General features: G+C 62.1%; 16 protein-coding genes and 2 pseudogenes. 8 read left to right on the top strand and 10 right to left on the bottom strand.

Features of this window, described 5'->3' with window-relative positions:
• Positions 1-122: 122 nt before the first annotated feature.
• Together ACAX61_RS17100 and ACAX61_RS17105 are read right to left on the bottom strand one after the other, a co-directional pair.
• On the bottom strand, positions 123-1,244 hold the full coding sequence (locus tag ACAX61_RS17100) for a hypothetical protein (RefSeq protein ID WP_020817427.1): 1,122 nt from the start codon (positions 1,242-1,244) through the stop codon (positions 123-125).
• Positions 1,241-1,882 (bottom strand): recombinase family protein, encoded by a 642-nt coding sequence (locus tag ACAX61_RS17105; protein WP_066046204.1) that lies wholly within the window; start codon positions 1,880-1,882, stop codon positions 1,241-1,243. The genes ACAX61_RS17100 and ACAX61_RS17105 overlap by 4 nt, the downstream gene beginning before the upstream one ends.
• 129 nt (positions 1,883-2,011) lie before the next feature.
• Here ACAX61_RS17105 and ACAX61_RS17110 point away from each other — a divergent pair.
• Positions 2,012-4,978 (top strand): annotated as a pseudogene (locus ACAX61_RS17110) (Tn3 family transposase); the annotation flags it as partial.
• Positions 4,979-5,009: 31 nt separating this feature from the next.
• Here the strand turns inward: ACAX61_RS17110 and ACAX61_RS17115 are convergent.
• The 7 genes and pseudogenes from ACAX61_RS17115 to ACAX61_RS17145 all read right to left on the bottom strand — a co-directional run.
• Positions 5,010-5,114, bottom strand: a pseudogene (locus ACAX61_RS17115) (peptidase); the annotation flags it as partial.
• A 95-nt stretch (positions 5,115-5,209) separates the two neighbouring features.
• Positions 5,210-8,212 (bottom strand): restriction endonuclease, encoded by a 3,003-nt coding sequence (locus tag ACAX61_RS17120; RefSeq protein ID WP_370715949.1) that lies wholly within the window; start codon positions 8,210-8,212, stop codon positions 5,210-5,212.
• A gap of 11 nt (positions 8,213-8,223) precedes the next feature.
• Positions 8,224-10,200: a site-specific DNA-methyltransferase gene (locus tag ACAX61_RS17125; protein WP_370715950.1), complete on the bottom strand. Its 1,977-nt coding sequence runs from the start codon at positions 10,198-10,200 to the stop codon at positions 8,224-8,226.
• Positions 10,197-10,334 (bottom strand): hypothetical protein, encoded by a 138-nt coding sequence (locus tag ACAX61_RS17130; protein ID WP_370715951.1) that lies wholly within the window; start codon positions 10,332-10,334, stop codon positions 10,197-10,199. The genes ACAX61_RS17125 and ACAX61_RS17130 overlap by 4 nt, the downstream gene beginning before the upstream one ends.
• Before the next feature lie 251 nt (positions 10,335-10,585).
• Positions 10,586-11,362 (bottom strand): DUF4391 domain-containing protein, encoded by a 777-nt coding sequence (locus ACAX61_RS17135; protein WP_370715952.1) that lies wholly within the window; start codon positions 11,360-11,362, stop codon positions 10,586-10,588.
• Positions 11,363-11,371: 9 nt separating this feature from the next.
• The gene (locus ACAX61_RS17140; protein ID WP_370715953.1) at positions 11,372-14,128 is read right to left on the bottom strand and encodes a helicase-related protein; all 2,757 of its coding nucleotides are present in this window, start codon (positions 14,126-14,128) and stop codon (positions 11,372-11,374) included.
• Between the two features lie 448 nt (positions 14,129-14,576).
• The gene (locus tag ACAX61_RS17145) at positions 14,577-15,164 is read right to left on the bottom strand and encodes a recombinase family protein (RefSeq protein WP_370715954.1); all 588 of its coding nucleotides are present in this window, start codon (positions 15,162-15,164) and stop codon (positions 14,577-14,579) included.
• A gap of 378 nt (positions 15,165-15,542) precedes the next feature.
• Between ACAX61_RS17145 and ACAX61_RS17150 the strand changes: the two genes are divergently transcribed.
• The 3 genes from ACAX61_RS17150 to ACAX61_RS17160 all read left to right on the top strand — a co-directional run bounded on the left by ACAX61_RS17150 (position 15,543) and on the right by ACAX61_RS17160 (position 18,296).
• Positions 15,543-16,394: a replication initiator protein A gene (locus ACAX61_RS17150; RefSeq protein ID WP_155738014.1), complete on the top strand. Its 852-nt coding sequence runs from the start codon at positions 15,543-15,545 to the stop codon at positions 16,392-16,394.
• Between the two features lie 444 nt (positions 16,395-16,838).
• Positions 16,839-17,669 (top strand): helix-turn-helix domain-containing protein, encoded by an 831-nt coding sequence (locus tag ACAX61_RS17155; RefSeq protein WP_277788625.1) that lies wholly within the window; start codon positions 16,839-16,841, stop codon positions 17,667-17,669.
• Between the two features lie 351 nt (positions 17,670-18,020).
• Positions 18,021-18,296 carry a hypothetical protein gene (locus ACAX61_RS17160; RefSeq protein WP_063977162.1) on the top strand — a complete coding sequence of 92 codons (276 nt, stop codon included), beginning with the start codon at positions 18,021-18,023 and terminating at the stop codon, positions 18,294-18,296.
• Here ACAX61_RS17160 and ACAX61_RS17165 read toward each other — a convergent pair.
• Positions 18,263-19,009 carry a lytic transglycosylase domain-containing protein gene (locus tag ACAX61_RS17165; protein ID WP_234781661.1) on the bottom strand — a complete coding sequence of 249 codons (747 nt, stop codon included), beginning with the start codon at positions 19,007-19,009 and terminating at the stop codon, positions 18,263-18,265. The genes ACAX61_RS17160 and ACAX61_RS17165 overlap by 34 nt on opposite strands.
• Positions 19,010-19,766: 757 nt before the next feature.
• Here ACAX61_RS17165 and ACAX61_RS17170 point away from each other — a divergent pair.
• The 4 genes from ACAX61_RS17170 to ACAX61_RS17185 are packed head-to-tail and all read left to right on the top strand — an operon-like array spanning position 19,767 to position 25,877.
• Positions 19,767-20,429: a ParA family protein gene (locus ACAX61_RS17170; RefSeq protein ID WP_063977163.1), complete on the top strand. Its 663-nt coding sequence runs from the start codon at positions 19,767-19,769 to the stop codon at positions 20,427-20,429.
• A complete protein-coding gene (locus ACAX61_RS17175; RefSeq protein WP_081261105.1) occupies positions 20,426-20,719 on the top strand; it encodes a chromosome partitioning protein ParB in 294 nt (97 codons plus the stop codon). Before ACAX61_RS17170 ends, ACAX61_RS17175 begins: the two co-directional genes overlap by 4 nt.
• A gap of 52 nt (positions 20,720-20,771) precedes the next feature.
• On the top strand, positions 20,772-21,611 hold the full coding sequence (locus ACAX61_RS17180; protein WP_063977164.1) for a DUF7146 domain-containing protein: 840 nt from the start codon (positions 20,772-20,774) through the stop codon (positions 21,609-21,611).
• Positions 21,612-21,668: 57 nt separating this feature from the next.
• Positions 21,669-25,877 carry a strawberry notch family protein gene (locus ACAX61_RS17185; RefSeq protein WP_063977165.1) on the top strand — a complete coding sequence of 1,403 codons (4,209 nt, stop codon included), beginning with the start codon at positions 21,669-21,671 and terminating at the stop codon, positions 25,875-25,877.
• Positions 25,878-25,911 lie beyond the last annotated feature (34 nt).

Below are 25,911 nucleotides of genomic sequence, written 5' to 3' on the forward strand. Positions count from 1 at the left end.
TGCACGTCCAGACCAACGTATTTCACTGCCTCCGTCATGACTCGCCTCCGCTGCTGAAAAATCCATCATCAGCATCTCAGATTCGAGCCTCCGAGGCTCGGGCAGTCATGGGGTCTAAGGGATCAGAGCGATTGCAGGGTGTGGAGCAGTTGGTATGAGGCCCGTTTGATTGCGCCATCGTAGCGGCCGAACGCGAACGCTGTCGCTTTCGCCTGTCTTTGGATCATGTCGGGATGCCGTTCGAAGGCTCGATCTACTGCAGCAAGCACATCGTCAGCACCTGATGCGACCTCTCCCAGATGCCAACCAGCGTACCTTGGATCGTCCTGCCAGTTAGCGCCATGCGCATTCACGAAAGCGACGGGCCGCGGCTTAGCGAGGAATTCGTAAAGCTGGCTCGACATGTCGCCCAGATAGATGTCGGCGGCCCGCGCATAGCTCATGTCGAACAGCTTGGGAGAATCCAGATCGACCGCGATGTGCTCTGGCACGGCAAGTTCCAGCCACCGCGCTCGCGCGATCGGATCGAGGTTTTCGAACGCGCGGACATGAGGGGCGAAGACCAAGTTGTACCGCTCCTGTTGGCGGAAACGGGCGATGACATCGCGAGCGATCCCGATCGAGGACAGCGCAGGATCAAAATGAGGGTTGTAGAAGACGGTCGGGCGATCGTTGTCGAACAATCGCGGTCCGGTGGGCAAGGCCTGCAAATAGTCGATCTTTATATAGCCCACGGCCGAAAGCCGCTTACGGCTGAGGCCTTGCGCGACGGCACGCTCGATGTCTTTCTGTCCGGGAACGAAGATGGCATCGAAGGCTCTCTGCTTGGCTTCGGAGGATGGTGCACGGTCGCCAGCGCCGTGGCGGAAATGTACCAGCGGACGCTTCCATCCGAGCCATCGCAACGCCGCAGAGGTGCGCTCGGGAACGATGATGGCCTGGGTCTTGCGGGCCTGCCATCGGATCCGCGCCAGCAGGGGCCCCTTCGCCGCCGAGCGGCTGCCCGTTATGCGCGCTGCAATCCTGCCCGCCCAAGGCCAGGCGATCTGCGTCACGGTCATCGTGCTGGCTCTCATCGCCGCAGCCACTGCGCGCAAGGCGGCGGCGGTGCGGTCGTCGGCGCAGATGCAGCGGACCGTGATATCCGGATGGCTCAGGCTAAGTTCTGCGGCGACCGGCGCGAGATGCAGGACCTGATGCTCCCCTCCGATGAATACGAACGTGAGATTGTTCAAATTCGTCATGCCTTGATCGATGGGCGCGCTTTTCGAGCGAGAAGCTTCTGTCCGTCCGTCCTGATCTCTCCGTTCGGCGTAACATGCCGGTAGAGCGTCTGACGCGTGATGCCCAGCTCGGCGCACAGCTCGGCGACCTTGGTTTCGGGTTTGCCCATAGCCGCCTGGGCAAGCCGCAGTTTGGCGGGCGTCATCTTGAACGGGCGACCGCCATGTCGGCCGCGCGCACGTGCCGATTCGAGACCGGCGCGGGTGCGCTCGACGATCAACTCGCGCTCAAACTCGGCGAGGCCGGCAAAAATCGCAAAGATCAACCGACCGTTGGCGGTGGTGGTGTCGATCGACGCGCCTTCGCCGGCCAGCACCTTGAGGCCGATGCCACGCTTGGTCAGGTCGCCGACTGTGTTAACGAGGTGGCGCAGGTCGCGACCGAGGCGGTCGAGCTTCCATATGACCAGCGTGTCATCACGGCGCAGTGCCTTCAGGCAGGCATCCAGCCCCGGCCGCTTGTCGAGCCGGCCCGACGCGGCATCCTCATAGATATGCTCGGGATCGACGCCGGCCGCGACCAGCGCGTCGTGCTGAAGGTCGTGAACCTGGCTGCCATCCGCCTTGGACACTCGCGCGTAACCGAGCTGCGTTGTCACATATACGTCCGTTCGTGTGACAGAGCGGGAGCGCTCCTCCAACAATCCTCATCCTGTCACATAACCCGTCTTCTGGTCTATGCTCCATGAACAGGTCCGCTTTCCTGTTTCGTGACGAACAGGACACCGATGCCGACCAAGACCATTCTGTCGCCCGCGCAGCGCACTGCCATCTTCGATCCGCCCGCTGATCGCGCGACGATTGAACGGCTCTACACGCTCGGTCCCGATGATCTGGCGCAGGTGGCGCGACGTCGGCGCGGGGCCAACCGGATCGGCTACGCGGTGCAGCTTTGCTACCTGCGTCATCCCGGCCGCGGGCTGCTGATGGGTGAGGCGGTGCCCGACGCCATACTCAAGCTGCTCGCCGAGCAGATCGGGTGCGCGGCCGACGACTTCACCGGCTATGCCATGCGCTCCACGACGCTGCGCGAACACCGTGCCGAAATCGAAGCCCTGCTCGGTCTGCGTGCCTTTGCGCGAGTGGACGTGCGAGCGATGCTGGCGCTGGGATCGGAGATCGCCGCCTCGACCGACCGGGGCGAGACGATTGTCGCCGGCATGGTCGATCGCCTGCGCGCAGACCGGATCGTGCTGCCGGCACCATCGACGCTGGAACGGCTCGCGCTTATCGTGCGGACACGGGCGCGCAAGGCCGCTCATGCTAACCTGATCCGCGACTGTTCGGCCGAGCAGGAAGCCGCGCTCGAACATCTGATCGCAACCGACGACCACGGCCGCACCCGGCTCGGGTGGATACGCGAATGGCCCGAAGCCCCTTCGGCCGCCAACCTGAAAGGGATTATCGAACGGCTTGACGCTGTGCGCGGCATCGGGATCGCAGCGGATAGGGCGCGACGTATACATGTCGCCCGCTATGCCGTCATCGCACGGACCGCCGGTATCGTCACCGCCCAGCACCTGCGGCGTCTCGAACGCCTGCGCCGGCTCGCCATGCTCATCGCCTCGATGATCGAGATGGAGGCGGGATTGACTGATGCCGCACTGGTCATGGTCGAGAAGATGGTGGGCGCGCTGTTCCGCCGCGCCGACCGCAACCGCTCCGATCGGTTGCTCGGCCAGGCACGGATGCTGAAGGACACCGCACGCTTCCATGCCCGGCTCGGTCGCCTTCTGGTCGATGCTCGCGCGAGTGGGCGCGATGCCTTCCGCACGATCGACGCCAAGGTGGGCTGGGAGCAACTTGAACGCAGCATCCGCTTCGCCGAGGACCTGACGCGCTCGGCCGACGACGGGCTGGAGGAAGTGGTCGAACGCTATACCGCCGTCCGGCGGTTCGCCCCGACGTTTCTTGCCGCCTTCACCTTCCGCACCGCACGATCGGGCGATCCGCTGCTCGGCGCGGTCGAGGCGTTGCGGACGATGTACCGTGATGGCCGATCGATGTTGCCGAAGCGGGTGCCAACCAGCTTCATCAAGCCGCGCTGGCGCAAGGTCGTGCAGCCTGCGGAAGGGACGATCGACCGGCGCGCTTACGAGATCGCGGTGATCGTCCATCTGCGCGAGCGGCTCGGGTCGGGCAGCATCTGGGTGGACGGCAGCCGCGCCTATCGCACGCTCGACGACTATCAGCTGCCCGTGCCCACTTTTGAGGCGATGCGCGCGACCGGCGATCTGCGCCTGGCCGTGCCGACCGACTTCCCCGAATGGTATGAGGAGCGCCGCACCCTACTGGTCCGGCGCATGACGGAGGTGGAACGCGCAGCCGCGGCGGGCGAGCTGGTCGACGTGACAATCGAGCGCGGGCAGTTGCTGATCTCGCCGATCCGGCGCTCTCCCTCCGACGATGCCGATGCACTGAAGGCCCGGCTCTACGCGATGCTGCCGCGCGTCCGCATCACCGACCTGCTGGTCGAGGTCGCCGCATGGTCGGGTTTCGCCGACCGCTTCGTCCATGCGCGCAGCGGCGCCTCCGCCTCCGACCAATCCGCGCTGATGGGTGCGATCCTCGCCGATGCGACCAATCTCGGCCTGGGCCGCATGGCCGAAAGTTCGCGCGGGCTGACGTTGCCTCGCCTGCGCTGGACGGCGGAATGGCATGTGCGCGACGAAACCTACCTGTCGGCGCTGGCGGCGATCGTCGATTGCCACACCGCGCATCCCCTCGCGGCGGTCTGGGGACCGGGCGACACATCGTCGTCGGACGGCCAGTTCTTCCGCGCCGGTGGTCAGGGCGAGGCCCGCGCCGATCGCAACGCCCGCTACGGCACCGAACCCGGCGTGCTGTTCTACACCCACGTTACCGACCGCTTTACGCCGTTCCATACCAAGGTCATCGCCGCCAATGCCGGCGAAGCCGCGCATGTCCTCGATGGCCTTCTCGACCATGAGAGCCAACTGGTGATCCGCGAACATGCGACGGATACCGCCGGGGCGGTCGATCATGTCTTCGGCCTGTGTCATTTGCTCGGCTTCCGCTTCGCACCCCGTATCCGCGACCTTAACGAACGCCGGTTATACGGCCTGTCGCCGGTTGATCCATGGTCGACGCTGCGCCCGCTCGTTGCCGGGCCGGTCAACATCCGCGCGATCGAGGAGAACTGGGACGAAACCCTGCGTCTTGCAGCCTCGATCCGTGCCGGCACCGTCAGCGCCTCGGTCATGCTGCGCAAGCTGGCGGGTTTCCCGCGCCAGAACCCGGTCGCGCGCGCCCTGCGCGAGATCGGACGGGTCGAGCGCACCCTGTTCATGCTCGACTGGTTCGACGATCCCGACCAGCGGCGCCGCACCGGCAGCATCCTCAACAAGGGGGAAGCCCGCAACGCGCTCGCCCGCGCCATCTTCTTCAACCGCCTCGGCGAACTGCGCGACCGGACTTTCGAGAACCAGCGTCATCGCGCCTCCGGCCTGACGCTCGTCACCGCGGCCGTGACGCTCTGGAACACCGTCTATCTCGACCGCGCCGTCCGGCATCTGCGCGGCAGCGGCGTCGACGTGCCCGACGAACTGCTCGCCCACGTCGCCCCGCTGGGCTGGGAGCATGTAGGCCTGACCGGCGACTATCTTTGGGGCGAGATCGACAAACCCCGTGAACGGTTCAGGCCGCTCCGGCTCCACCAGCAAGGCCGGGACGCGTACGTTTTCGACCATCCTCTCACCGGCCCCCATCCTGGGCGGGGCTTGGAAAGCCGGCTCCCGCCGCACCCACGATGCGAAGAACAGTCCCCTTCGGCACGTTGGCGAGCGGGACCGGCTGCATCAGTGGCAGCATGTTGATTCCCTTCGCTACCCGCCTAACGCATGATGGAACAAAAAGCGAACGGAGTGATCGTCGAGTGGCTGGTTTTTCCTCGGATCGGTCGCCGTTCAAGTTTGAGCTAGAATCCCGGCGAGGTTCGTGGCGGTCACAAACGGGACTTCCAATGCCTTGAAATGTGCTTTCCCGCAGGCAATCTGCGCCTTCTCAGCTTCACGAAGCGTGTTCAGGTCGCCCTTGCTCTCGCTAACGAGATAGACGTCCTCCCGGCCGTCCTCTTGGCGGACGATTGCCCAATCTGGATTGTAGGTGCCGAGCGGCGTCGTGACCTTAAAGGTCGCGGGCAGCTTCGCGAACACCTTGATGGCGCCGCTAATATCAAGCGCCTTGGCTAGCTCCGCTTCGATGTTAGAGTCCGTCACGATATGGTCGAGAGGCGCGTGGGCGACCGAGACGAGCCGGTCGACAGGTACATCGTCCTCGGCCACGAACAGGTCCTGCGCCCACCATTCCTCCAGCGGTTTGTAGACGATCCCATCGGTCATCATCAGCCGCTTTCCGGCCTGGATGATCGCCGTCACCGCATCGACGAAGGCGGATGGATTTACCGCCGCGTCCGCCAACCGCCCAGACTGGACAAGGATGTTGGCGAGGACCTTCCGGGGCAGCTCCGTCCGGTTTTGGAGTTCGCCTAGCAAGTCTGGCACGTCGAGACGCGCAGCAGCGAGACGTTGCGGCTGTGACGTGGCGACCTTCTCGGGGGTCACGCCCTCGCGGCCGATCAGCATCTCGGCTAGCTCGAACGTCACGCGCGCCTCGCCGGGGCGTGGCATATCCCGGAGCGCCTGCGCACACCGTGCGACCAGCGTCGCATCGTCGAAATCCAGCCGATAAGTTGTCTTGCGGCTGATCCGCTCCCACAGCATCTGGAAGTCGTGGCCTTCCAGCACCTTAAGATTAAGCTTTACCTGCCGCTTGTCGCGAGCATCGCTTACCGGAACCTTGCGCGCCAAGCGGTGCAGCATGTCCCGGATCAGCTTGGCCGCCGGTTCCGGTAAATCGCCCGGTAGCGGCACATTGTTCTGGGCAAGCGCGGCGCGGAGTTCAGGCTTGGCGTTGCCCTTCTCGTCGATCAACCCGGCCCCGGCGAGACCATCGAACACGGCGCGGCTTTCTTGCACGGAAATGATCGCTGTCCCGCCTTCCGGCAAGGTGTAGGTCAGGCCTGCGAACAGATCGGCGGTGACGATGCCGAGCTTCACATCCAGCGCCTGCTCCATCTCGGACTGCAGGCCCTCGGCAAACGCCTTGTAGCCTTCCTGCGCGATGACGGTGAGGACGTTCAGTCCCTCGTCACGCCGCCGCTGACCGGTCTGATCGACGCACAGTCGCAGGCCGCGACCGATCGACTGACGCCGCCGCGTCTCGCTCGCCATCTCCCTCAGTGAGCAGATCTGGAAGACGTTTGGGTTATCCCAGCCCTCACGCAGCGCGGAGTGAGAGAAGAGGAAGCGGAGCGGTTCCGCCTCGTCCAGCAGGCGCTCCTTATCCTTCATGATGAGGTCGAAGGTGCGCTCGGCATCGTCACGGCTCTTCTGGTTCGAGAACTCGCCTTCCTTGTTCAGCGCCGGCTCAGTGAAACGGCCCTTCTTGTCCTGCGAAAAATAACCGTCATGCGCGCGTCCGGCGTCGGCCGGCACCGAGGCGAACAGCGACTGGAAGCGCGGCTGCGCGGCCAGCTTATGATACTCTTCTTGGAACATGATCGCCAGCGGCCCGGGGTGAGCGGACCCGGCTTCGTCATACAGGCGATAGTCTGCCACCTTGTCGATGAAGAACAGGCTGAGCGTCTTGATGCCCAGCGGCCGGTTGCGCAGCTCCTTGCGGAAATGATGCTCGATCGTCTGGCGCACCATCGCGCGGGAGAGAGAGGCTGCGTCGACATCGCCCCAGCTGTCGCCGACCTCCAAGGTCTTCACGCCATCGCCTGGCACGATCAACTGTATCGAACCGCCGCCTCGCATCTTCTCGATGATGCCGATGCGGTAGCCGGCATAGATCGTGCGCCCTCCGGATGCCTGATCGTCGGTCAGCTCGGTGCCGTCATATACCCATACCGATTGGCGCGAGACGCCGCCCTTCATCTGCTTGGCAAGCTCGACGCGGGCTCGCGGAAGCTGGCCCTTCTTGGCCTCGACCTCCAGCAATTTCACGTAAGCGCTGTTGTCGGCGTCCTGAATCTGCGCGCCGTCGACCTCGATCGACTTCACAAGCCTTCGATCGTGCGCGTCGAAGGCGTCGAGGCGGTAGACGGGGTGAAATTTCGCCACATGGGTCGCCGAGTAGCGGATCGTCGCCAGCGGCTGCATCGCACGCATGATCGTGCGACCGGCGCCGGTAGGATTGGCGTCGACCGACTGCGGCTCGTCGACAATGATGATCGGCCGCGTACTTTTCACCCACTCCACGCCGGGGATGTCACGGGTCTGCTCGCGCGCCTGCTGGAAGACGGCGGTCTTCGTGCCGAGCGACTGCACGGTGGCGATCATCACCCGGATCGATGAGGACGAGGCGAAATCGATGATCCGCGACAGGTCCGAGCTGTCATAGACGAAGCTCTCAAACGGCACTCCGTCATAGATCTGGCGGAAGTGGTCGCGCGTCTGTTCGATCGTCTTCTTCACGCCTTCGCGGATCGCGACCGAGGGCACGACGATGACGAATTTGGTGAAGCCGTAGCGCCGGTTCAGCTCGAAGATGGTGCGCAAATAGACATAGGTCTTGCCCGTGCCCGTCTCCATCTCGACGGTGAAGTCCATCTTGTAATCGCCGCCGGGATCCTTCTTGCCCTTGGCGGCAACCGCCAGTTCCGGCGAGGCGGGTAGGGCATGGCGGTTCTGCACTGCATGCAGATTCTCCAGCACCGCCTCGTCGAGGAGGTCGAAGCGATTGGCGTAGCCGAGCAGCTTCTCAGCATAGTCCAGCTCACCTGCCACCCGCCGCGGATCGACGGTAAACAGGGACTCCCGCTCCTTCTGCCCGGAGAACAGGTCGACCACGGCGTCGATCGCGGCGACCTGATGCGGCAGCTCGGATTCGAAGACGAACTTCATGGTGCGCCCGATCAAATGCTGGCGATCTTGGCGATGCGATCGCCCAGACGCTGGCGCAGGATGGCGGCGAGGTTCGCCTTGGTCGCCGCGCGGTTCCCGTCCGCTCCCAGTCCGGTATCCTTGAAATAGACCGTGGTTTGCACCGGATCGAGTTCCTCGACCCAATCGGCCATGCCTTGACCCAGCGCCTCGGTATCGTTCGCGCCGACATCGCCCAGGCACACCATCAGCGTGCCGCCGCCCAGCGCGTGAACGGTCTGGTCGGCGATGCTGCGCTTCTCCTCCGGCAGGGTTAGATTGATGCCGGTCTTGAGCAGTAGCTCGACCAGAAGGTCTTCCTCGGTCCGGCCGGGCAGGACATTGTCGACGGCATCGAGGATGCTCGCCTCCAGGTCGTCAGCGTCCGGCTGCCACGGCTTCAGGTTCGACGTGGCAAGCTTGTATACTCGGAAGCCAGTATCGACTTTCGCGTCAGGATGCTCCTTACGGATTTTCGCTCCGGCGCGGCGGAGGCGCTCTTTTGTTAGCTCGGCAATGTTGAGGGGTTTATCCAATTTCTTGCACATGGCTGCGGCGACTTTCTGATCCGGATCAGTTGGCCGAAGCGTTTCAGGTAATTGCACCAATATGAAGCGGCGGGCTCCGCCATCTTCTGCGTTCTGCGCGAACACTGCGTGTCCAGTTGTTCCGGAACCTGCAAAAAAGTCTAAAACGATATCATGGTTGCTCGTTAGCGCTCTTAGTAAGCTCTGGATTAGAGAAAGCGGCTTTGGGTAGTCGAAAACCTGCTCACCGAACAGGTCCCTAACTTGCTTAGTTGCCTCCTCGTTAAGTCCTGACACAAGAGACTTCGCGCCCTGCACGGTCGAAGAGCGTTCGATCCAGGAGGATACTGGGTTTCGCGCCGCGCCGTCTGATTCATACCTTGTCTTGAAGCGTGGGCGAGCCATTCTGTCGCCTTCAACGTCATCTGGCCAAATTATATTCTCATCGGCGATATGCTTGGCCATCGTGCCCGGCTCAAAGCGCCACACGCGCGTTTCACTGGGCCAAAATTCTGATCCTGTTCTCGGGTTCTTGATGGCGTAGTACTGGTTTGGCCGGAGCGCTCGCCCCATGCCGACAGTCAGATCAGTGCTTCGATATTTTCCCTTCCCATCCTCATATGGGAAGTCAGCTGCATCCTTCTCGAATCCAAGCACTTCGAGTTTCGTAACATTTTTTGCGATCGCGACCACATATTCATGATCCGGGGAAATGCCCGAGTCCCGCATCCCGCTTGCCATGCGCCGCCGCCGGATCAAGCTCGTGACATATGCTTCTTCTCCAAAAATTTCTCGGCAGAGCGAAACCAAGTTCGCCTGCTCAGCCTCATCAATACTGATGAGGATAGAGCCCTCATCTGCCAAAGCCTCCTTCGCGATGCTCAGGCGCGGGAGCATCATGTTGAGCCAATTGGTATGGAATCGTCCATGTTCTTCGGATTGGCTACTCAGCGCCTCTCCGGCGGATCCCGTCTGACCGGTTATAGCCATATAACTTGATAGCGAATTTCTATAATTATCTGGATAAACGAAATCATGTCCAGTGTTATATGGCGGATCAATGTAAATTAGCTTCACCGCTCCGGAGTAGGACCGGCGAAGTATCTTAAGGACTTCAAGGTTATCACCTTCAACGACGATGTTCTGCGTCGTATCCCAATCGACACTATCCTCCGGCGCAGGCAGCAGCGTCCCAAGGCTCGGCGTCATCGCAAAGGCGCGGGCCTTGCGCTTGCCTTTCCAGTTCAGGCCATAGCGTTCCTCGCCCTCTTCGACATCATCGCCCAGCAACTCGCGCAGCACGTCGAAATCGACCTTGCCGTCTGTCACGATTTCCGGAAACAGCGCTTTCAGCCGCGCGACGTTGCCCGCGACAAGGTCGCCGCTGCCCGCTGCCTCGTCCTCTCGGGTGATCTGGGGAATGGGATCGTTGGCGTCGGTCACGTATTCTTCTCCGTACGCGCTTCGATTGCGCGAACATCAGGATGGTCGGGGTTGGGGCGGCCAGTAGGCAGCAGGATGCCCTCCGCCACCAGTCGCTTAAGGATGTCGCCGCGATTCTGCGGCTTCGGCGGCAAGGGAAGCAAGCCTAGCCCTCGTAGCAGCTGCTCCTGAGTAAGCTTCGACGTCCGAGTTGATGGCTGTAGATTCTGCCCCCATCGTTGCGCGGCCTCGGCTTCGGCCCGCGCCTTAGCGCGGCGCTTCGCACGCTTGGATAGTGGTTGTGCCGGGGGGGATCGCAGCTCGGGTTTGGGAAAGTCCTGCCAGTCTGACCAGCGCGCCCCCCAGCCGATAATTGTGCCGCCGCCATGATACCCCCCTTTTCCCATCAGCGTGCCTTCAGCTCCCCTTCGATCAGGCTGAGCCTATCTTTCAGCAGCCGCGCTGCATTTCCAAGTGCAACTTGTTGCGCGAGCCGCTTTTCACGCCGAACCGCCGCGCGGGCGGTGAGCCACTCCGATTCTACCTGTTTATAGCGGGTGAGTGCATCGCGCCGGGCCGTCACCGCCTGCGCGTCCGTAAGAAGCTGGAACGCCGTGCCGACCACGCGCACGACCGTCAGCGCCTCGACCCGCTCGATCAGCGCACCATAGACCGCAGCCAGCGTCGTCTGCGGAAGTCCGGGCAGTGCCAGGCTGGCGAGAAAGGCGGCGGTGGCGGCATCGCCTCGCGCCGGGAGGTCCGGCGCGATGAGCAGGCGCTCGACTACCATCTGGTCGGCGATCCGCTCCGCCCGACGCAAGGGAGCGAGGCTGATACGGACACCGGCTCCACCAGGCAGGGCGGTCGCAAGGATAATCGGCACGGGGATCGCGCGGTGGATCAGCGTCAGCAACCGCTGCGTCGGCTCGGCCCGCGCGGTCAGCGCCAGCAGCTGGATGGCGGGGACGGGGCGCTCCTCATCAACGCCCGCCGCCACTCCGATCGTCGCGGGCGACAGCGTCGCCCACCAGTCCAGCCGCTCAATCGCGCCGTCGATCAGTTTCCGGTCGGCGGTGTTGGCGGCGCCATGCTGGGCGAGCACCTCCTTCGGCAGCCGCCGCGCTGGCGCGTCCATCGGCGGCAGCGCCAGCGCGGCGCGGACATCGGCGGGCGTGATCATCATGGTGTCGCTTCATTTTGGGGGCAGGATCGCGAGCCAGCAGACGACTTCCCAATCGTCCAGCCCGCTCTCGCCGCCCGATCCCTCTATTCCGCCGGTGGTGAACAGGCTCTCGACTGCGCGCTCTTCGGCCTTGCCGGTTACACCGCGGATCGCGGCTGCGAGCAGCGCCTGCCAAGCCTCCATCGCCTCGCCGCCGCGCGTCTCGGCATCGAAGCGCGTCCAGGCCTCGGCTTGCCGCTCGGCCGGTGTCGCCGCTGCGAGCCGCAGCAGGTCCAGCATCCGCTTGGGCTGGCTGTGCGGCAGAATGATGCGGTCGTCGGCGCCGACATAGATCAGGGCATGTGGAAACAGCGGATCGCCCTTGGCGATGGCGCGCTCCGCCGAGGCGGTCGCGGCGCGTAGAACGAACAGCGCGCCGGCCGGGAAGTCGTCGCTGGCGAATATCGGCGAGTAGGTGCCGAGCATCTGCTTGCCGAGCACCGTGCGCTCCTCCGGCGAAAGGCGACCCAGGTCCAGCCGCAGATCGTTGAGGGTCAGGTCGGTGATGGAGACGCCCGACGACAGGTCCTCCAGATCGACCACGCGCGACTGAAGCGTCTCCAGCTGCTGACGGCGGTATTCCAGATCGTTCATCTGGTTGCCCGCCTGCGTCTCGATCAGGTTTTCCTCGCCGGTGGCCGAGACGTCGAGCAGCATCATCTTACCCGACACGCTGCGCTCCAGGCCGATATAGCTGTCCAGATCCATGTTCGGCCAGAAGTTGACCAGCCGAATGACGGCATTGGGCGATCCCAGGCGATCGACACGGCCGAAGCGCTGAACGATGCGGACCGGGTTCCAGTGGATGTCGTAATTCACGACGCAATCGCAATCTTGGAGGTTCTGGCCCTCAGAGATGCAGTCGGTTGCGATGATGAGGTCAATCTCCTCCTCGCCTGCGAGCCCCTCCGGCCGCGACCGCGCGCGAGGCGCGAAAGCGGTGAGGATCGAACCGAGGTCGGCGGGGAGCTTGGGGTGAGTGGTTCTGTTGCGACCCGATCCTGTCACCAGCGCCATGCGATGCGGGTAGTCCGCTCGGATCGCGTCGTAGAGATAGGCAGCGGTGTCGGCGAAGGCCGTAAACACTAGCAGTTTGACGTTGCCGGGATTGAACGGCTCGGTCAGCTTATTGGCGATCAGCTTTTTCAGGTCAGCTAGCTTGGCGTCCCGTTCCGCGCTGACTCCCTGAGCCTGAGCGTAGAGACGAGCGAGCCGATCCCGGTCCTCGGCCAGATCCTGACGCCAACGGACGAGGTCTGCGTCGCTGAGCAGCACGCGGACGCTCCGCCCAACGCCAAGCTGATCGAACGCGGGATCGTCATCGTCCAAGTCGTCAATCGTGGGCGCGGCGACGCTGTCGTCATGTGCGTCGATGCGGCTAATCAGGGCTTCGACCGCCTCCAGTTGGCGCCCGATCGTCAACGCGAATGCATGGACCGAGCTCTCCATCCGCTTGAGCAGATTGACCCGGAGCAACGCGATCAGGCTCTCCTCACGATCGAGCTGACGGAACACGCTGGCGCCACCACCAGCGCCCGCAACGTCCTGATTATAGCGGCGTTCATAGGCTGCGCGTCGGTCATCCAGCACGTAGCGGAGCGGGGCGAAGGCGGCGAGCTTCAGCCGGCGGATCTCGTTATTCACCTCGACGATCGGCGGAAACGAGCCGGTGAGGTCGACGTCCGACTTGATGTTGGCGGGCGCAAGCTTCTCTGGGAAGGTGCCGGTTTCGGCCGTGCCATAGTATCGTTCTATGTGCTTCCGGCTACGCGCGATGGTCAGCAGGTCCAGCAGGCGGAAGTAATCGAAGCCCAGCATTTCAAGTAGCTTAGCCGGCGTGCGCACCGCTTCTGGCAATTGCTGCCACCGGTTAAACTGGCCCTGTGCGATGCGGATCGTTCCCGCGATGCTGGCTATGCCGTGCCCGGCAAGCGCTTGGTCATGTCCCTCAGTGGCGAAGGCGATCTGGTTTTTCAGATCGTTAAGACGGTTGTTGACCGGGGTGGCCGACAGCATCAGCACTCGGGTTTTTACACCAGCTTTGACAACGGCGTTGAGCAGTTTGTCATACCGGCTCTCCCGCTCGCCCTTGCCGGCAGGACGGTTCCGGAAATTGTGGCTCTCGTCGATAACCACGAGATCGTAATTGGCCCAGTTGATGTGGCTGAGGTCGATGTCGCCGGATTGGCCACCCTCACGCGACAGATCGGTATGGTTCAGCACGTCGAACGCGAAGCGATCTGCTGCGAGCATGTTGCGGACATCGTTGCGCGTCCACAGTGTCCAGTTTTCGCGCAGTCTCTTGGGAGCGAGGACGAGCACGCGGGCATTGCGCAGCTCGAAGTATTTGATGACGGCCAGGGCTTCGAACGTTTTGCCCAGACCCACGCTGTCGGCGATGATGCAGCCACCAAACCGCTGCAGCTTGTCGATGGCGCCGATGGCACCATCCTTCTGAAACTGGTAGAGCTTAGACCATATCTGCGTCTCTCGGATGCCAGTTGCGGCATCGACGATGCGTGACTCATCGGTACCGGCTTCCATCTCGGCGAAGAGCTGTTGCAGGGCCTGAGTATAAACAGCGCCAGGGCTATGGTTGGCTGCGGCAGCGGTAACAGCATTGGTTAGAGCTGTGACCGCGGCTCCTTGCGGGTCGGCAGCATACCACTCGGTTTCAAACCACTGGCTGACCATGGCCAGTTCAGCTTCGCTTTCGGTTTGCTGCACAAATCCAAGCCGAGAATGTGGAGCAATGCCCAGACCGGCAGTGGTCAGATTGCAATTGCCTATGATGGCACCCTGCTGAGTAAGGAGCACTGCTTGTGAAGGAGGAAGGCGTGTCTGCCGAATGTCGGCAGCTGCGAGTGCCCGACCAAGCGCAGTGGATATTGCCCGGATCTGCAGGCGATTGCGGCGAACCCGATCGCTGTCGTCCCCGCCAATCGAGGCGTCTGCCGCTGCCCCAAGCAGAACGCGCCCAAGCGCCTGGGGCCCAACTTTGAGCGCCGACTGCGCTCCGAAAAGTGAAACTTGGTCAGTAAGAATGCTAAGCGTCTGCCCCTTGAACGTTTTCAGAATATCAAACGTCCGTTCACCGCCCGTATTTCCGACTAGCCGCACCGATCGATCTCCAGCGCCAGAGAAAGCGCATTCATCCAATTTGTTTATTTACTGGTTAGAGGGCAGTATCATTGCCGACACTGATAGCCTCTTGTTCCGGCGCAGGTAGATGGCGGTAGAGCGTTGCCACTGAGACGCCGATGGTAAGGGCAACCTCCCGAGCTGGTGTTCCGGAAGCAAGTAGCTTGCGCGCCGCGTCAATCCGCCGTGGCGTCATCACTGTCTTACGCCCCCCTATCCTGCCGCCCCGCTTGGCAACGATGAGCGCAGCGGTCGTGCGTTCACGGATCAGGTCGCGTTCCATTTCCGCCATAGCGGCCATGATGTGAAAGACGAGCTTCCCGGCGGTCCCGGCAGTGTCGATGCCGTCGGTGAGGGAGCGAAGGCCAATCTTCCGTTCTGACAGCTCGGCGGCCAGATCGACCAGACCCTTCATGGTTCGGCCGAGCCGATCGAGCTTCCACACCACCAGTGTGTCACCCGTGCGGGCGTGAGAGAGCGCATCGGCCAAGCCAGCGCGGTCGGCTTTTGCGCCACTGGCCTTGTCGGAAAATACCTTCTCGCAGCCGGCATCGGTCAGCGCTGCGAGTTGAGGTGCGAGATCCTGCTCGGGGGTCGACACCCGGGCGTAGCCAATCAGCATGGATCACTCTCAAAACTCATCCCCGATGCGTAGCATGGCCCATCTGTTTCGCGAAAGCGTTTTGAGAGACGTTGATCGGCTGCTACACATTCTCAAATGAAAGCGCGTCAAAAAGGATCGTTTGCGAGAACACCCCTGCCTACCTGGCTTCATCCGCGAAAGCACGAAGATGGTACCCATCCGTCATGCCGTACAAGGCCGAAGCAGGGGCCGGGCCGACGAACTTACCGCTCTCATCGTGCTATCGCGGATGAAGCGGCTTCGCTTCGTGCTTTCGCGGATGAAAGGCCCTCTTCGTGCTTTTGCGGATGAAACGACCTCTCTTCGTGCTTTCGCGGATGGTGGTCCCAGACCGCACCAACCACTAGGATGAACCTTATGGCACCGAAGCAACGCGACCTCTTTATAATGGACAGCCCGCTCCTCGCTGACGTGCGGGGCGATCGGTCGTTGATGGCGTTCCCATTCTTCGCACTAAGCAAAGGTAAGTGGACAAAACCACTCGCCTACGACAACGGAACCGTGTCGATCGAGATTGTCCCGACCGCAAAGGGAGCCGCGACGATCTACGACAAGGAAATCGTCCTCTACATCGCCAGCTTAATGATCGCCCGTCTTGAGGCTGGAGAGGAGGTGGCCCAGGAGTTCCACTTCACAGCCCACGACCTTTTCTGCGTCACCGGAAACAATCCATCCGCGCGGTCCTACAGTCGTCTCTCGCAGGCATTGGAGCGGTTACAGGGCACGCAGATCAAGACTAACATCGAGGCGGGCGGCGAAGGTGAGGAAGGCTATTTTTCGTGGCTGTCCGAGGCGAAGCTTTACTACACTCGGAATAAGGATGCCCAGAGCGATGTCCGACGACTAAAAGCTATCCGCGTCCGGCTTTGCGACTGGCTTTACCGAGCAATCCTCCATGACCGGCAAATACTCAATTACGCCAACGGGTATTTCCAACTCGGTCCAGTGGAGCGCCGATTATACGAAATAGCGCGGTCCACTTGCGCCACGGGACCGCATGAAATGGACCTGGACGAACTGCGCCGTCAGCTCGGATACCAAAACTCCCTGCCGCACTTCCGGCACGCCTTGAAAGCGATCGCGGAGGCCGACGCCATCCCCGACTACCGCCTTGTTCTGATCGGAGCAAAGGCCGCATCGCCCAAGAGTCGCCCGCCGAGTTATAGCCGCGTGCGTATCGAACCACGGAACACACTAATCGCAGCCTGAAGTTGCCAACTTGGTATTGCGATTCGCGTTCATCCGCGAAAGCACGAAGAGGGCCTTTCATCCGGGAAAGCACGAATAGCCGGACCGCTTTCATCCGCGAAAGCACGAAGAGAAGCCGTTTCATCCGCGAAAGCACGAACGATTCCCCTTCCCCATCCGCGAAAGCACGAACGGTTCTTCTTTCATCAGCAAAGCTAATTTTGCAAAATCGGGGCCGCAGATAATCGCGAGCGATGATCGAAGATATGGAGCGACCGTGACCACATAAACGAATGCCCGGCACGAAGGCCGGGCACCCTGGAACGTGATGAGCGATGCTTGCAGGCATCGATCGGGCCACAGACAGTCCCTTCTCATACCCGTTCCCGAGCTTTTGTTCAAGGGAGCGCCCTTCGCGCCACGCTATAGTTTTGCCTGGTCCCGGTCCCAACAAGGGGACGGAAGATGGGAGCTATTACCCTCGCGAAAGCCAGCTTCATGGCGCTCGACCAAATCGAGCGTACGCGGCCGAAATCACGATCGGGGGCGGCAAACCCGACGCGCGCGCATGTTCACCCAAACAGCCGCAAGGCCGGCACGTTCGAGGACGACTTCTTCTACCGCTACGCCAAGGGCGAGCCGGATCGGCTCTACAAGAACGCCACGGAACTGCTGAAGCGCAAGAACGCGGTCCGCCGGCTTGCCCGCGCCGAGGGGCGACCACTCACCGAAGATGAACAGCTCCTCACGCTGATAACGCCCGCAGCGGTACGCGTGTTCAAGGAGCTTACCGATCTTGCCCGCAACTGCGCTGGCAAGGTGTTCCCAACCTGGGAATGGATCGAGACGCACACCGGACTCTCTCGCGCGAGCGTTGGACGCGGGCTATCGATCCTCTCCAAAATGGGATTGCTCGACAAACAGCGCCGGTGCGTACCGATCGATCCTCCCGCCGATCGTCCAAAGGCCCGCAACGCACAAACGTCCAACGTCTATCGGATGAGCTTTCCCAACAGGCTCGCGCGATTCCTTCCGCGTTTTCTACGGCCCATTCCTCTCCCCGATGACGTGGTGCAGCGTGAGGTCGACCGGATCGAAGAGATCGAGGCGATGAGGCTATGGCGCTCGCCCCGACAGGTTGTTGCCGAGGAGATTGTGGATGTGGACCTGCGGCGCATATTGGACAGCCTCGCCATGGCCATCGAGAACCAAGAGTCTCAAAAAAATGGTCAACCGCTCCTAGATTCATATTATATAAGCTGTGAGAAGAGTTGGCCTGGTCGGCCAACGCCCTAACGCCTGACGGCGAGACAGCCCTAGAACCACCAACCCCGACTAGCCACAGCCGCCAACGCCAGATTGAGCCGTGGAACGCGGCGCTGTGCGCCGCGGTGCTCCCGAAAGGAGCAAGCGTTTACCGTGGCGCTCAAAAGGCCGCCTTCATGCTTGGTTCAGCTGATTTTCGTTGATGAACGGGACCATAGCGCCAGTCTGCGCAGCTTAAGAGCGCTAATCCAACGATGCCACCCTTCCCTTCGCGCGCTCAACGCGACTGCATCCCTTAGCGCAAACTGATCCAGCCTCCGGTAACTTCGGCACGATCAGAGAGTTAAGGAAGCGACAGGATCTTACTGTTAGGTAGCGAACATGCCCCAAGCGACAGTTCAGGCCTGGCTCTCCCTCTATGCCGCCGTCGGCGTCATGGCATTAATGTGCGCTACCTTCGCAATTGCCAAAACAGCTTACGACTATCGACAGGGGGGAATCGGTCTTCCCACAACATCGACGCTGGATAAGATGCTCGTGCTCCCCAGGGTCTGGGTACGTTGGCAGATCAACTATCTCCAAGGTGCGCCGGCAGTTTTATGTATTGCGATCTATTTTGCACACTATCTGGGGTTTGAAACACTCGTTGATGTGTAGGCAAACAATTCGACCCCCCTGCCCTGCGCTATCCTAGGAAGACTGGGGTGGGAAGCCGTCTGGATCGACGCCATTCTTGACACGCCGTTGCTCCAACCCTTGGTGATTGCGGCAACATAATCGATCGTCTCACGGAACGGCGGTATCCGGCCGAGCATACGAACGCGACCCGGACCGGCATTATAGGCTGCCAGCGCCAAGTCGACCCTTTTGAACTCGTCTAGGTGAGAACGAAGATACCTCGCCCCTCCCCTCAGATTGGCAAGCGGATCGCGAGAGTTGTAAACGCCCAACCCGCGCGCCGTGCCAGGCATCAACTGGGTCAGGCCAACGGCGCCCTTGGGCGAGACCACAAGCGGATCATACTGGCTTTCCTGGGCCACTAGAGCGTCGAGAAGGCCGGTCGGGACCCCAGCTTCACAAGCTACGGCTGAGATCATCGGGAAATAGCGCGCTCTTCGTGCCTCCTGCCAAGGGGCCAGATCGCCACGCGGACGGTATGGCGTGATTGAGCAGGCGGCCGGACTATACATGAAGGGTGCGACGACATTTTGCGCAGCCCGAGCTGCGCCGGTCATCACCGTGCCGGTCTGCATCCAAAGAGGAACAGAAACCGAAGGATTCGGTATATCCGAACCCCAGGCGTTCTCTCCCGCTGTAATATTGCGGAAATCGGCTTGAAGTCTTTCCGGCGAAACACCAATCTCAGGCACGTCTGCTTGCCTGGGGATAGCGCGCGCGGGACCGACATCAATTACAGCACCCCGGGATATGTCACCAAAGGCGACGATCTCGACTCTACGCTGCGACGCAGCGACGGGTGAAGAAACGGCCGCGATCGCTGTTACACCTGTTACAAGTCTTATTGCGAGGCATGAGTTCATAGCTTCAAACAGCCAGAGTCGACCAATCCGGTCAATGTGGAAAAAAATTACACTGTGCGTCCGTCAAGGGGTGACTTGTTGAGCTAAATTGGCAGAGCGCCCCTCTACTCGACGTCAGTCTGATCGTATCAGATCGTGCAACTACCAAATGAGCTTTGCTTCCGGGCCCTAAGTCACTTGGCTTCGGTCAAAGCCCGCTGTGCACGATTGTGTGCACGCCCTCATCGCTCCTGGGCGCATGACGATCCTAATCGGATAATTTGACGAACCGAGTTAGAGGTTATACCGGATTATTGAGATCACCCGATAATCTGGGAAACCGGATATTTAGGAATATCAGGTATGATGTGTTATCAGGTATAAGGGATTATCGGGTAAGCCCTCTTATCAGGTGCAAGGAATTATCGGGTCATCTCGAGTACCCGGTCGACGCCAATACCGGGTTTCCATTCCAATCCGGTTATGGCATATACCAGGTTAATTGCCATATCTGGTCATCGATGAAATCCGGTTGATAAGCATATCCGATTGATACCAAAACCCGGTTTGCGAAAGCGCTCCGGGCAACAACATTCAGGGGGTCCCCATGCCAACAATCACGATCGCGTCCCCGAAAGGAGGGGCCGGCAAGAGTACCACAGCGGTCATTCTGGCCACGGAACTCGCTCACGCTGGCGTGCCCGTTACGCTTCTAGACTGCGATCCGAATATGTCCGTCAGCCTTTGGGCAAGCCGAGGAGCATTGCCTCCGAGAATCAAGGTTCTCAACGACGTGACGGAATCGACAGTCATCAAAACAATCAAAGAATTCGATCGCGATGGGGAAATCGTCATCGTCGACATGGAAGGTGTGGCTTCACGACTGATGTCGCGAGCGATATCGCAAGCCGATCTTGTTATTACACCGATGCGAGCAACCACTCTCGATGCAACAATCGGCGCACGCGCGATCGCCCTGATAATGGAAGAAGAGGAATCGCTGGGTCGGCAGATTCGATATGCCGCGGTATTCACGATGACAAAAACAGTCCGTTCCAAGCAGCATTCCGGGATTGTCGCTTCGCTCCGTGGACAAGGCGTTGACGTTATAGAACCCGACCTGTTGGAACGATCGGCTTTCTCCAGCCTCTTCGAATTCGGTGGCGATCTCTACACGATGCCACCCCAGGGGAATGCAGTCGCAGCACAGCAGAACGCCTCAGCATTTATGCAAGCCGTCGTAGAACGACTGAAGGAGACTGCACGATGACCGAAAAGCCAAGTTTCGCCATCGACATCGGTGGCCTGAAAACCCGGCCAAAACCACAAGATGCGTCTGCACTCCGAGCGGCAGACGAGGCGGCAGAAGAACATGGGTTCGTTTCTCGCGACCCTGAACCTCGCAAGGCTGGTCGGCGTCCAAGTCCAAGAACAGGACAAGTCCACGCCAAGGTACTGCCGCATGTCGCATTAGAAATCGCGGATGAAGCTCAGCGCCGAGGCGTCACCCAGGGCGTACTCATCGAAGAAGCCTGGGCGCTGTTTACGAAGGACCGCTGATAGGACGATCAGAAAAGGGGAGGGGGGTCGAGCAGACGAGAAAGGATATGTGATGCCCCTCGTTGCCCTTAAACCCACCCAGACCCTCGTCGATATCGTCGGCACCCTTGGCGGCACATGGCACGGCTTCAACGCCATGTGCCGGTGCCCTGCGCACGCAGATTCCAAACCCAGCCTGTCGCTGCGGCAAGGGCATGACGGCATCCTGGTCCATTGCTTTGCCGGCTGCGCGGCAGACGACGTCCTGCGCGAGATCGCCCGCATCGAACCGGGTCGTCGCTACGAGCCACCTCCCGCCCAGCGCGCTGGACGCCCCGCAAATCTCGAGCGATTGTGGAACGATGCTCTCCCGATCGAGGGTACGCCGGCGCAAGCCTATCTGCGCTTTCGCGGTATCACCGGCACATTCGACGACTTGCGCTTTCATCCGCGCTGCCCGTGGGGTCCAAAGCCCCTGACCCGTTTTCTCCCGGCCCTCCTGGTCGCGGCGCGGGAAGGGCGCGTACTTCGAGCGATCCAGCGTATTTTCCTCGACCTTGAGACCGGGAGCTATCTCGACAAGGTCACCCTGGGAACGCCGGGCGGCGCGACGTGGCAGGGGGTGCGCGTTCGCGAGACACTCGCCCTTGGCGAAGGGTTCGAGACGTCGGCTGCCTTCAGCCAGATCCACGGCATTCCCTGCTGGGCGACCCTTGGCGCAGCGCGCCTCGACCGTGTTTATATCCCCGCGAGTGTCACCACGCTCATCTTCGCCGAGGATAATGATTTCGAAGGGCGGCGCGCGCGGCGGAAAGCCTGGGCCGCCTACCGCCCACAGGGGTTCATCCTCAAGCGGATGCCGCCACCGCCGCGCTTCGGCGACTGGGCCGACGTCCTGAAGCCAGGAGCCTGAAGGGGAGGGGGATCGGGTTTGCGAGCTGCACGAGCAGCCCAAGCCCTGGAGATCCCCATGACCGACCTGTTCGATACGGCGCCTGCCCGCGCCGGAAATGCCACCGCTGCTGCCCGTCACGTCGCGGCCTCGATCGCAAGCGGGGTCAAAATCACCCGCGCCAAGCTTAACGACGCAATGGCAAACGCCTTTGGCGGCAGCGACGCCGATGGCCACTGGACCCAGCGCGAGAGCTTCGAAATCCTCGAGCATGCGACCGTCCTGGCGGTCAATGGCGGGGCAAAGCCTCCAAGCATCGCAGAGGCGATCGCTCTTGTCGGCCGACTTCCCACCCAGACCGTCCGCAGCGAGGAACAGATCGACTGGCAGCAATTCTCGACGCCGCTCGACCTTGCGGCGGTTGCCTGCTTGCTTGCCGCGCCACAGGACGACGATATCGTCCTTGAACCGAGCGCGGGCAACGGCCTGCTGATCGCCTGCCTGCCACCTGTCGCGGCGCTTCATCTCAATGAGATCGACCCGGCCCGCCGCGCTCGGTTAGCAGCGGCCTATCCACTTGCCAGCGTCACAGGGCATGACGGCGCACAGATCGCCAGCGTCATGACGGCAGCACCGCGCCCCGGCCTCATCCTCATGAACCCGCCATTCTCGCGGTCGCTCGGCCGCGGCGCCGATGCGTTGGCAGCCGTCCGCCATCTCCAGGCCGCCATCAAACGTCTGGCACCGGGGGGACGCGTCGTGGCAATCATGCCCGACTGGTTTGCGCAATCGGCACGCATGGCATCGGTCTGGTCGACCACGCTCGCCAGCGTCAGCCTCCGCACCTCGATCCGGCTCACCCATGCCTATGGCAAGCACGGCACCGGGGTCGCAGTCCGCCTTTACGTCATCGACAAGGCCGTGGGCGATACCACGACAACAACGATCCAGCGCCGCGATGTCGCTGACCTTCTCGATGTCCTCGCGATCCCGCCACGCCTGCCAATGACCGCGGTCGCGCCAACGCCTGTCAAACGCAGCGGCCCGATCTCGCTGATGCGCAGCGTCAAGTCGAAGCCCGCCGCCACGCCGCGAATCTTCCGCGCACCGGCGCGCAACGACGTGCTTCCCGTAAGCTATGCCGTCCTCGAAACGGCGGCACCGCTGGCCGAGCAGACCGGCGTCTATCTTCCCTATCGCCCGAGCCGGATCGTCTTCGATACCGCTGGGGAGCATCCGACCGCCCTGGTCGAATCCATCGCCATGGGCTCGATCCCGGCGCCGATCCCCTCCCATGTGCCCGCGCTCCCTGAGCGAACCGTGACGGACAGGCTGTTGTCCTCCTCGCAACTCGAGACCGTCGTCTATGCCGGTCATGCCTGGACCCAGTTCATCCCCGGCCTGTCAAAGCCCGACAAGGAAGGCGTCGGCCTGGTCCTCGCCGACGACGGTCGGGCCTATCGCAAAGGCTATTTCCTGGGCGACGGCACCGGGGCAGGGAAGGGGCGTCAGGTCGCGGCCGTCATTCTGGACAACTGGCTTGCCGGTCGTCGCAAGAATATCTGGATCAGCAAGAACGAAGCACTGCACGCCGATGCGATCCGGGACTGGACCGCGCTGGGCGGTCTTGCCGCCGATGTGCAGCCGCTCTCGCGCTGGAAAATCGACGAGCCGATATCGATGGCCGAGGGAGTCCTGTTCGTCACCTATCCGACCCTGCGCTCAAACCGGGGCGATGCCACGCGGCTCGACCAGATCATTGCCTGGGCAGGTGCCGATTTCGACGGCGTGATCGCTTTCGACGAAGCCCATGAGATGGGCGGCGTTGCAGGCGGCGAGGGATCGATGGGCACCAAGAAGGGGTCGCAGCAGGGCATCGCAGGGGTCCTGCTCCAGAACCATCTGCCGCTCGCGCGCGTGCTCTATGCGTCCGCCACCGGCGCGTCCGAGGTCAACAATCTTGCCTATGCGGTGCGGCTCGGCCTGTGGGGGCCAGATACCGCCTTCGCCAACCGTGAAGCCTTTATCACCCAGATCCGTCAGGGTGGCATCGCGGCGATGGAGCTGGTCGCCCGCGATCTCAAGGCCACAGGACTCTATACCGCGCGCGCACTCAGCTTCGCAGGCGTCGAATACGACATCCTGCGCCACGAACTGACGCCCGAACAGATCGAAGTCTATGACACCTATGCCGACGCATGGGCAATCATTCACCGCGGTCTGGAAAAAGCCCTCGAACTCACCGGCGTCGTGGATGCTGCCGAGGGCAAGACCCTGAACTCCGGCGCCAAGGCCGCAGCGCGCTCACGGTTCGAGGGATGCAAGCAACGCTTTTTCGGCGCACTCCTCCTGTCGTCGAAGCTGCCGACCGTCATCGCCGCGATCGAACAGCATCTTGCCGCAGATCAATCCGTCGTGTTGCAGCTGGTGACGACGGCCGAAGCCATCCTCGACCGCCGCCTCGGCGAACTCTCGGCCGATGAGCGCGCGGATCTCGACATCGATCTTTCGCCCCGCGAAGCCGTCATCGACTATCTGACCCGCGCCTTTCCGGTTCAGCAGATGACCTTCTACCGTGACGACACCGGCGAGGTCCGATCGCGACCGCTGCTCGATGCCAACGGCAACCCTGTCACCAACCCGGAAGCCGAAGCGGAGCGCGACAATCTGATCGAGCAGCTATGCGCCCTGCCGCCGATCGCCGCCGTCCTCGACGCCATCATCACGCGGTTCGGCACCGAGATGGTGGCCGAGGTCACCGGACGCACCAAGCGGCTCATCAATCTGCCAGGTGGCGGGCAGAAGCTCGAATCGCGTTCCGCGCGCGCCACCCAGGCCGACTCCGCCGCATTCATGGAGGGCACCAAACGCATCCTCGTCTTCTCGGACGCGGGCGGGACCGGGCGCTCCTACCATGCCAGCCTCGACGCCAGGAACCAGCAACAGCGTGCGCATCTGCTCCTCGAACCGGGATGGCGGGCCGATCGGGCGATCCAGGGCCTCGGACGCACGCATCGCACCCATCAGGCCTGCTCGCCTCTCTTCCGGCCCGTGACCACCGACTGCAAGGGCGAACTGCGCTTCACCTCGACGATCGCGCGCCGGCTCGACAGCCTGGGCGCGCTCACTCGCGGTCAGCGCCAGACCGGCGGGCAGAACCTGTTCGATCCCGCCGACAATCTGGAAAGCGAATATGCCAAGGCGGCCCTCGTCAGCTGGTATCATCTGCTGGTCGCCGGCAAGCTCACCAGCACCAACCTCACAGACTTCCAACACCGCACCGGGCTTGAACTGCTCGACACCGATGGCGTGCTGAAGGAGGACCTGCCCCCCATCCAGCGCTGGCTCAACCGCCTTCTGGCGCTGCCGATCGGCTTGCAGAACGTCATCTTCGACGAGTTTCTCGCCCTGGTCGAAGCCCGCGTCGCTGCCGCGCGCGAGGCAGGCACGCTCGATGTCGGCGTCGAGACCATGACGGTGGAGACAGCAACCGTCCTCGACGACAGGATCTTGCGCACCGATCCGGTCAGCAAAGCGACGTCCCATCTCCTCACGATCGAGGTCACCCGCCGCCGCAATCCGGTTTCGCTCGAGCGCGTCCTGCGGATCGCCGATACCGACAGAAGCGCGGCTTTCGTGCGCAACGGCAAGTCCGGCAAGGTTGCCCTGCGCACCAACGCACGGCCCTGGCTGACCGAAGATGGCGTGGCGATTCCCCGGATCGAACTGATGCGTCCCTCCCGTCACGAGTATCTGGCGCTCAACGATCTTTACGAGACGGCCTGGAGCGAATGTTCGCGCGCGCGGTTCGAGGAAGAATGGAGCGCCGAGGTCCGTGAGATCCTCGACAAGGTCGACACCGAGACGATCCGCCTTGCGACCGGACTCCTGCTGCCGATCTGGTCGGCCCTTCCCAGCGATCATCTCGTCGTCAACCGGGTGGTCGACGACAGCGGGCGCTCGTGGCTCGGGCGCATGGTGTTTCCCCGCGACGTGCCCGCACTGTTTTCCAAACTGGGGCTTGAGAGCAACGATGTCCTTAGCCCTGCGGAAGTCGTCAAGGCCGCCCTCGAAGGTGGCACCGTGACCATCAAACGGCCATTCGCATGCGAGGTCAAACGCGTCCGCGTCAACACCAGCCCCCGCATCGAGATCGTGGGCGCTCCGGCCAACCAGCTGCCGTGGCTGAAGTCGATCGGCTGCTTCACCGAAATCATCGCCTACAAGACCCGCGTCTTCGTGCCGGTCGAAACTGCCGATGCGGTGCTTGCGCGCCTGACCGCCTGACCTCCCGCCGATACCCGTTTCTCCTGCGCTTCGG

The sequence above is a fragment of the Sphingomonas sp. IW22 genome, assembly GCF_041321155.1.
In the GTDB taxonomy this organism is placed as follows: Bacteria; Pseudomonadota; Alphaproteobacteria; order Sphingomonadales; family Sphingomonadaceae; genus Sphingomonas.